Origin of the sequence: Burkholderia sp. ZZQ-2, from assembly GCF_050768715.1 — a bacterium.
Taxonomy (GTDB): domain Bacteria; phylum Pseudomonadota; class Gammaproteobacteria; order Burkholderiales; family Burkholderiaceae; genus Burkholderia; species Burkholderia cepacia.
Map to the genome: position 1 here is coordinate 20,257 of NZ_LDVA01000340.1, position 8,590 is coordinate 28,846.

At 64.5% G+C, this 8,590-nt stretch carries 7 protein-coding genes; 2 read left to right on the forward strand and 5 right to left on the reverse strand.

All coding sequences use genetic code 11. The annotated features are described in order from the left end of the window. Positions 1-14: 14 nt before the first annotated feature. Both ABY44_RS32440 and ABY44_RS32445 read right to left on the reverse strand, forming a co-directional pair. Positions 15-1,424 carry a lactate utilization protein B gene (locus ABY44_RS32440; RefSeq protein ID WP_060169977.1) on the reverse strand — a complete coding sequence of 470 codons (1,410 nt, stop codon included), beginning with the start codon at positions 1,422-1,424 and terminating at the stop codon, positions 15-17. 34 nt (positions 1,425-1,458) lie between these two features. Then, complete coding sequence (locus ABY44_RS32445; protein ID WP_021157667.1) at positions 1,459-2,181, reverse strand: (Fe-S)-binding protein; 723 nt, start codon at positions 2,179-2,181, stop codon at positions 1,459-1,461. Positions 2,182-2,364: 183 nt separating this feature from the next. Between ABY44_RS32445 and ABY44_RS32450 the strand changes: the two genes are divergently transcribed. Continuing rightward, positions 2,365-3,174: an IclR family transcriptional regulator gene (locus ABY44_RS32450; protein ID WP_027786965.1), complete on the forward strand. Its 810-nt coding sequence runs from the start codon at positions 2,365-2,367 to the stop codon at positions 3,172-3,174. 95 nt (positions 3,175-3,269) lie between these two features. On the opposite strand, the gene pbpG is transcribed toward ABY44_RS32450, so the two are convergent. Further along, positions 3,270-4,439 carry a D-alanyl-D-alanine endopeptidase gene (gene pbpG / locus ABY44_RS32455; RefSeq protein WP_060169979.1) on the reverse strand — a complete coding sequence of 390 codons (1,170 nt, stop codon included), beginning with the start codon at positions 4,437-4,439 and terminating at the stop codon, positions 3,270-3,272. Between the two features lie 652 nt (positions 4,440-5,091). Here pbpG and ABY44_RS32460 point away from each other — a divergent pair. Continuing rightward, the gene (locus ABY44_RS32460) at positions 5,092-5,658 is read left to right on the forward strand and encodes a phasin family protein (RefSeq protein WP_006481973.1); all 567 of its coding nucleotides are present in this window, start codon (positions 5,092-5,094) and stop codon (positions 5,656-5,658) included. 199 nt (positions 5,659-5,857) lie between these two features. Here the strand turns inward: ABY44_RS32460 and lpdA are convergent, their stop codons facing one another. Together lpdA and ABY44_RS32470 are read right to left on the reverse strand one after the other, a co-directional pair. Continuing rightward, the gene (lpdA, locus tag ABY44_RS32465; RefSeq protein ID WP_431643282.1) at positions 5,858-7,639 is read right to left on the reverse strand and encodes a dihydrolipoyl dehydrogenase; all 1,782 of its coding nucleotides are present in this window, start codon (positions 7,637-7,639) and stop codon (positions 5,858-5,860) included. A 274-nt stretch (positions 7,640-7,913) separates the two neighbouring features. Next, positions 7,914-8,590: 2-oxo acid dehydrogenase subunit E2 (locus ABY44_RS32470; protein WP_431643284.1), on the reverse strand; the 677-nt coding region annotated here is incomplete at its 5' end.

Sequence of the window (8,590 nt, forward strand, 5' to 3'; positions counted from 1 at the left end):
CGGATGAACAGTCGTCAGCCGAGGTGGCTTTGCGACGCCGCGTACAGTTCCCGGAACGTGCGCCCGGTCGGGGTCGGCATGTCGCGCGTGTCCATCCAGCCGCCCATCATCGGCAGGCGCCGCAGCGTGCCGCCGGCACCCAGCCGCTCGAGGATGCGCACCGCGAGCTTTGTCGTCAGCGCGTACAGCATCGGCCGCCGCGCGACGAAACCCCATGCGGTGAGCGCCGCCCGCTCGCGCCACGGCCGCAGGTGCCGCTCGACCTGCTTTTCGCGCAGCGTGCGCAACAGGTGCGACAGCGGAATCCCGGCCGGGCAGACGCTGTCGCATTCTCCGCAAAGCGTCGCGGCCTGCGGCAGATCCAGCGCGCGATCGAGCCCGACGTAACTCGGCGTCAGCACGGAACCCATCGGCCCCGGGTAGACCCAGCCGTACGCATGGCCGCCGACCTTCTGGTAAACCGGGCAATGGTTCATGCATGCGCCGCAGCGGATGCAACGCAGCATCTCCTGGAACTCGCCGCCGATCAGCCCCGTGCGGCCGCCGTCGACGAGCACCACGTAGTTGTGCTCGGGGCCGTCCTCGTCACCCGGCCCGCGCGGCCCGGTCAGCAGCGAGAAATAGTTCGACGTCTTCTGACCCGTCGCGGAACGCGGCAGCAGGCGCATCGCGGTCGCGAGATCCTCGAGGGTCGGCAGCACCTTCTCGATGCCCGTCACCGCCACATGCACGCGCGGCATCACCGTGCACATCCCCTCGTTCCCTTCGTTCGTCACGATCGCGACCGAACCGGTCTCGGCGATCACGAAGTTGCCGCCGGTCACGCCCATGTCGGCCGACATGAAATGCGGGCGCAGCACCTCGCGCGCCTCGCGCGTCATGTCCGGAATCTCGGTGAGCCGCTCGCGGTGGTGCGTGCGCGCGAACAGGTCGGCGATCTCGTCCTTGTCCTTGTGGACGACGGGCGCGATGATGTGGCTCGGCGGCTCGTTGTCGTTGATCTGCAGGATGTATTCGCCGAGGTCCGTCTCGATCGATTGCACGCCCATTTCCGCGAGCACCGCGTTCAGGCGCATTTCCTCCGACACCATCGACTTGGTCTTGATGACCTTCTTCACGTCGTGACGGCGCGCAATGTCGGCCACGAGCCGCGCGGCGTCCGCCGTTGTCTCGGCGAACAGCACGGTCGTGCCGCGCCGCGTCGCCTCGCGCTCGAACGCCTCGAGCCACACGTCGAGGTTCTCCAGCGCGCGGTTGCGGCGCGCCTTCAGCGCCGCCCGCGTGGCCGGGAAGTCGATCGCGGTCATCGCGTCGGCACGCGCGGACACGAACTTCGTCGACAGCTTCTTCAGGTTCTGCTGCAGGCGCTGGTCGGCCAGCTTCTGGCCGGCGCGCGCCTTGAAATGCATCGATTGGACTTGCATCGCGGTATCGGGAAAAAGTGAGCGGAACCGGGCGTCAGACGTCGCCCGCCAGCACCTGCGCGACGTGCAGCACGCGCGTGTCGCGGTCGCCGGTGCGGCGCAACCGCCCTTCGATGTTCAGCATGCAGCCGAGATCGCCGAGCACGACGGCGCCCGCGCCCGACGCACGCACGTTCGCGCACTTCTCGTCCGCGATGGCCGCCGAGATGTCGCCGTACTTCACCGCAAACGTGCCGCCGAAGCCGCAGCAGTGCTCGCAGTCCTTCATCTCGGTGACCGCAATGCCGCGCTGCGCGAGCAGCGCGCGCGGCTGTGCCTTCACGCCGAGCTCGCGCAGGCCCGAGCACGAATCGTGATAGGTGACGGGCCCCGTGAATTCACCCGGCGCGAGCGAGACCTTCGCGACATTCGCCAGGAAATCGGTCAGTTCGTAGACCTTCTGCTGGAACCGCGTGTAGCGCCCCATCAGCTCGGGGTCGTCGCGGAACAGGTCGCCGTAGTGCGCGCGGATCATCCCGCCGCATGAACCCGACGGCGCGACGACGTAATCGAACTGCTCGAACTCGCGCAGCGTCTTTTCCGCGAGATCGCGGGCGAGCGCGCGGTCGCCCGAGTTGTAGGCCGGCTGGCCGCAGCAAGTCTGCGCGGGCGGCACGATCACCTCGTAGCCGGCGTCGCGAATCAGCTTGAGCGCCGAAAAACCGATTTCCGGACGCATCAGATCGACCAGGCAGGTCACGAACAAACCGACTCGCATACGTGCTCCTTCGAGAAAACGGCTCTCATTATCCGCCGTTTGGCCGGCGAGACCAACGCCGGCTCGCGCGCAAGCCCGCACTGCGCGAAACGAGGACTTCCTCGAACGGCGTTCGCTTTTTTCACGATACGAGATACAATCGTTGCAACACCGCTTGCCGCGTCAACCGATTTCTCCCCCGACATGAGCCAACCCACCCCGGATTCCAAAACGTCGATCCAGGTGATCGAACGCATGATGCGGTTGCTGGACGCGCTCGCCGCGCACAGTGACCCCGTGAGCCTGAAGGAACTTGCGCAGCGCACGGAGCTGCACCCGTCTACGGCGCACCGCATCCTCAACGACATGGTGACCTGCCGCCTCGTCGACCGCTCCGATCCCGGCACGTATCGCCTCGGCATGCGGCTGCTGGAGCTCGGCAACCTCGTGAAGGCACGCCTGTCGGTACGCGACGCGGCGCTGATGCCGATGCGCGAACTGCACCGTCTCACCGGGCAGACCGTGAACCTGTCGGTGCGCCAGGGCGACGAGATCGTCTACATCGAGCGCGCGTATTCGGAGCGCTCGGGGATGCAGGTCGTCCGTGCGATCGGCGGCCGCGCGCCGCTGCACCTCACGTCGGTCGGCAAGCTGTTCCTTGCAGCCGACGAAACGTCGCGCGTGCGTGCCTATGCAACGCGCACGGGGCTGTCCGGCCATACGCAGAACAGCATCACCGACATCGCGAAGCTCGAGCGCGAGCTGACGATCGTCCGCCAGCAATCGTGCGCACGCGACAACGAGGAACTGGAGCTCGGCGTGCGCTGTATCGCGGCCGGCATCTACGACGATTCGGGCAAGCTCGTCGCGGGCCTGTCGCTGTCGGCGCCGGCCGATCGTCTCCAGGATGCCTGGCTCGGCCAGTTGAGCCGTACTGCCCTCACCATTTCGGAATCGCTCGGCTACCGGCCGGCGCCCACGAAGGATGCGGACGGGCTGCAGCGGCAGGCGTAAGCCGCTCCCGCGCGCCCGCAGTAAAAAAGCCCCGCGATTGCGGGGCTTTTTTTTCGACCATCGACGCGGCGGCGAACCGCCACGCCGCCGTGCGATCAGGTCCCACCGTTCGGCGTGTTGGCCGCCGTCAGGCGCTCGCCGCCGCCGGCGTCGAGCCAGTTGCGCAGGCGCGCCGCGTCGGCGAAGCGCGAATACTTGCCGAACGAATCGAGCAGCACCATCACCATCGGCCGGCCGTGGATCGTCGCCTGCATCACGAGGCATTCGCCCGCTTCGTTGATGAAGCCCGTCTTCTGCAGACCGATGTCCCACGAGCCGTTGCCGCGGATCAGCGCGTTCGTGCTGTTGTAGGCGAGATTGCGCTTGCCCGTGTACACCTCGTAGCTGCGATCGGTCGAGAACTGACGGATCATCGGGTACTGGTACGCCGCATTGACCATCTTCACCAGATCGCGCGCGCTCGACACGTTCGAGCTCGACAGGCCGGTCGAATTCTCGAAATGGGTATCGGCCATGCCGAGCGACTTCGCCTTCGCGTTCATCGCGGCGATGAACGCCGGACGACCGCCCGGGTAATAACGCGACAGCGCGGCGGCCGCGCGGTTTTCCGACGCCATCAGCGCGATGTGCAGCATGTCTTCACGCGACAGCACCGAGCCGACCGACAGGCGCGAGCCCGTGCCCTTCTCGTAGTCGCGGTCTTCGTCGGTGACTTCGATCTGGTCGGCCATCGGCGCCTTCGAGTCGAGCACGACCATCGCCGTCATCAGCTTCGAGATCGACGCAATCGGCACGACGGCGTGCGAATTCTTGTCGAACAGCGGCTCGCCGGAATTCTGGTCGACGACGTACGCGACGCTCGAACGCAGCGCGAGCGCGTCCGGCGTGTCGTGCAGGCCGAACGCCTGGCCGACGCTCTGCCGACGCGGCTGGAACGCGACCTTGCGAACCGCGCCGTGATGGCCGGCACGCACGCTGTTCGCCGCGAGCGTCACGCGCTTGCGCGACGCCTTTGCGCGCGGCGCATCGGACGCGGCGACCTTGGCGGATTTGTCGGAGGTGGCCTTGGCCGACTTCTTCTTCGCGGACGAAGCAGGAGCGACAGCCTTTTTCTTGGCGGCTTGTTGGGTCTTCGCAGTGGCGGCAAAGGCGTCAGCGGGCGTGACGGACGCGGTGGTCGCCAGCAAGGCGACAGCGACCGACACAGCCGTGCCGAGCGTCATGCTCTGCAACAATCTGCGCGGTGAAAACGATTCGGCTTTCATTGGGGTCTGGACAAAGCGGGCGGGAGGTTTCCGCAAGTGTAGTTAAAGCTGAAAAAAAGAGCAATATTAGGCACTTACCGATCGTCGTTAAACCGGAATGTAAGGGTTGGCCAACCTCTGACCAATGAACCCTCCCGCTCCCATCGAAAAAATTCATGGGATGCGCTGCCCGACAGTACCCGTCTCCCGATTACACACGGTTAATTGAGATAACGTCACTTCGGAGGCGATTTAAAGCGGGGAAACTACGTATCCGGCGCTCGGGGTGCCTGGGAGCCGGTCTCGGCCGTGGCGGCGGCACGTCGCCACGGTACGCGCATCGAAACGGCGCGTTTTCGACAGGAACAGAAGGATAACGTTCCATGACCCTGTCAGGTTTACCTGTGCATGATCATGGTGCGCCGCGTGCGCCCCGCGTCCGTGCGCACCATCTGGGAGACGCGCGTGAAACCGATTCCGAACGGGCACGATAACTTATTGTTTTATCGATAATTTGTCGCGATTGTGCAACGCACAAAAAACACTTGACATCCGTTTTCTCTGCCCTAAAATAGGCCTCATTGCTGCGTTGCACAAAGCACGCGCATCCGAGGTTCCCCGTCGTAGTGCCCTTTACCCTGCGATCGACGCGATCGCTTTTCAGGAGCTGGACATGTCCTTGCTGACCCCCGAGCAAATCGCCGCTGCACAGAAAGCCAACCTCGAAAGCCTGTTCGGTCTGACGACCAAGGCGTTCGAAGGCGTCGAGAAGCTGATCGAACTCAACCTGCAGGTCGTGAAGTCGACGCTGGCCGAAGGCCAGGAAAACGCACAGCGCCTGCTGTCGGTGAAGGACGCACAGGAACTGATCGCCCTGCAAGCCAGCCTGTCGCAGCCGGTCGCGGAAAAGGTGCTGTCGTACGGCCGTCACCTGTACGAAATCGCATCGTCGACGCAAGCCGAGTTCGCGAAGGTTGCAGAAGCGCAATTCGAAGAACAGAACAAGAAGGTCCAGGCACTCGTCGACAACGTCGCGAAGAACGCCCCGGCCGGTTCGGAAACGGCTGTCGCCGCACTGAAGTCGGCGCTGAACGCTGCGAACACCACGTACGAAACGGTTCAGAAGGCCACGAAGCAAGCCGTCGAAATCGCTGAAACGAACTTCAACGCTGCTGCTGCCGTCGCAACGAAGGCTGCTACCGCCGCTGCCGCACGTCGTTCGAGCAAGCCGGCCGCGTAAGCGTCCCCTGCTCCTGAAAGAGCCGCGCATAGCGCGGCTTTTTCGTTTCTGGCACCGCACCACACCGGAATCGCCAAGCCGCCGGCCGTGCTCGAACGGTCGTTTGAGCATCGGCCGCCCGCAAAAGAAAACGCCGCCGCCCGGATCGCCCGGGAGGCGGCGTTTTTTTGTGGCCGGCAACATGCCGGCCCCGGTCGCGTTACTTCTTGCGCTGCGGCGGCAGGTCCGTACAGACGCCTTCGTACAGTTCGGCGGCCATGCCGACCGATTCGCCGAGCGTCGGGTGCGGATGGATCGTCTTGCCGATGTCTTCCGCGTCCGCGCCCATCTCGACGGCGAGGCACACTTCGCTGATCAGGTCGCCCGCGTTCAGGCCGACGATCGCGCCGCCGATCACCCGGTGGGTTTCCTCGTCGAAGATCAGCTTCGTGAAGCCTTCGTCGCGGCCGTTCGCGATCGCGCGGCCCGATGCGGCCCACGGGAACACGGCCTTGCCGTACTTGATGCCTTCGGCCTTGCACTGGTCTTCCGTCTTGCCGGCCCACGCCACTTCCGGATCGGTGTACGCCACCGACGGGATCTGCTGCGCGTCGAAGTACGCCTTCTCGCCGTGTGCAGCTTCCGCTGCGACGTGGCCTTCATGCACGGCCTTGTGCGCGAGCATCGGCTGACCGACGATGTCGCCGATCGCGAAGATGTGCGGGACGTTCGTGCGCATCTGCTTGTCGACGTCGATGAAGCCGCGATCCGTGACGGCGACGCCTGCCTTGTCGGCGCCGATCTTCTTGCCGTTCGGGCTGCGGCCCACCGCGACGAGCACGAGGTCGTAGCGCTGCGCTTCCGCCGGCGCCTTCTCGCCCTCGAACTTCACGTAGATGCCGTCTTCCTTCGCTTCCGCGCCGACCGTCTTGGTCTTCAGCATCACATTGCCGAAGCGCTTCGCGTTGTACTTTTCCCAGACCTTCACGAGATCGCGGTCCGCGCCCATCATCAGGCCGTCCATCATTTCGACGACGTCGATCTCGGCGCCGAGCGTCGAGTACACCGTCGCCATTTCGAGGCCGATGATGCCGCCGCCGATCACGAGCATCCGCTTGGGCAGCTGGCGCAGCTCGAGTGCACCGGTCGAATCGACGACGCGCGGGTCTTCCGGCATGAACGGCAGCTTCACTGCTTGAGAGCCGGCGGCGATGATGGCCTGCTTGAACTTGACGATCTTCTTGTCGTTGTCGCCCTGCACTTCCATGTGGAACGGGTCGACGAATGCGCCGATGCCGGTCACGACTTCGACCTTACGCGCCCTCGCCATGCCGGCGAGGCCGCTGGTCAGCTTCTTGACGACGCCGCCCTTGAAGTCGCGCAGCTTGTCGAGGTCGACTTGGGGCTTGCCGAACGTGATGCCGTGCGACGCGAGCGCTGCGGCTTCCTCGACGACCAGCGCCGTGTGCAGCAGCGCTTTCGACGGGATGCAGCCGACGTTCAGGCATACGCCGCCGAGTGTCGAATAGCGTTCGACGAGCACCGTCTTCATGCCGAGGTCGGCGGCGCGGAACGCGGCCGAGTAGCCGCCGGGGCCGGCGCCGAGCACGAGCATGTCGCACTCGATGTCGGCTGAGCCGCCGTAGCTGCCGGCTTGCGGCGCCGGAGCGGCAGCGGCTGCGGCCTGTGCCGGAGCCGCTGCCGGTGCCGCGGCCGCGACGGGCTTGGCGGGCTCTGGTGCTTTCGCCGGTGCGGTGGCGTTTGCGGACGCTTCGACGAGTGCGATCACGGTGCCTTGGGAGACTTTGTCGCCGGCTTTGACTTTGATTTCCTTGATGGTGCCTGCGATGTGGCTGGGCACTTCCATGGATGCCTTATCGGATTCGAGCGTGAGGAGCGTTTGCTCTTTTTCGATCACATCGCCGGGTTTGATGTTGACTTCGATGACATCGATGCCGTTGAAATCGCCGATATCTGGAACTTTGACTTCGATGAGACTCATGTACGTCCCCTTCTTGTTGGCTACGGAGAGAGGGAATGGAAACTCGCACGATGAACCGGCCACGGCCTGACAAGAGAACGCGAACCTGGGCAGAACCACCTTTGCTGTCCGCCCAAGGACGCGCCTTTCTTTTGGTTACTTTTCTTTGGAAGACAAAGAAAAGTAACCGCCGCCCCGCGCAGGGGCGACGCTAGCAGACCGTATGCAAAACAGGTTCAACGACAGTACGGGGCGCACCGACAAAAACGCACGCCCCCGCGAGCCCCTCTTCTCATCAAAGAATGATGCGACGGAAATCCGCGAGCAACGCGCCAAGATAAGCATTGAACCGCGCGGCTTCGGCGCCATCGATCACGCGATGATCGAACGCCAGGGAAAGCGGCATCGTCAACCGCGGCACGAACTGCTTGCCGTCCCACACCGGCTTCATCTGCCCGCGCGACAACCCGAGGATCGCCACTTCCGGCGCGTTGATGATCGGCGTGAAGTGCGTGCCGCCGATCCCGCCGAGCGACGAGATCGAGAAGCAGCCACCCTGCATCTGATCGGGCTTGAGCTTGCCGTCGCGCGCGGCCTTCGACAGCTCGGCCATTTCCTTCGCGATGTCGACGAGGCCCTTCTTGTCCGCATCGCGGATCACCGGCACGACCAGACCGTTCGGCGTGTCGGCCGCGAACCCGATGTGGTAGTACTGCTTGAACACCAGGTTGTCGCCGTCGAGGCTCGCGTTGAAGGTCGGGAATTTCTTCAGCGCGGCCACCACCGCCTTGATCACGAACGCGAGCATCGTGAACTTCACGCCCGCCTTTTCGTGCTCCTTGTTCAGCTGCACGCGCAGCGCTTCGAGCTCGGTGATGTCCGCTTCGTCGTTGTTCGTGACGTGCGGGATCATCACCCAGTTGCGATGCAGGTTCGCGCCCGAGATCTTCTTGATGCGCGACAGCGGCTTCG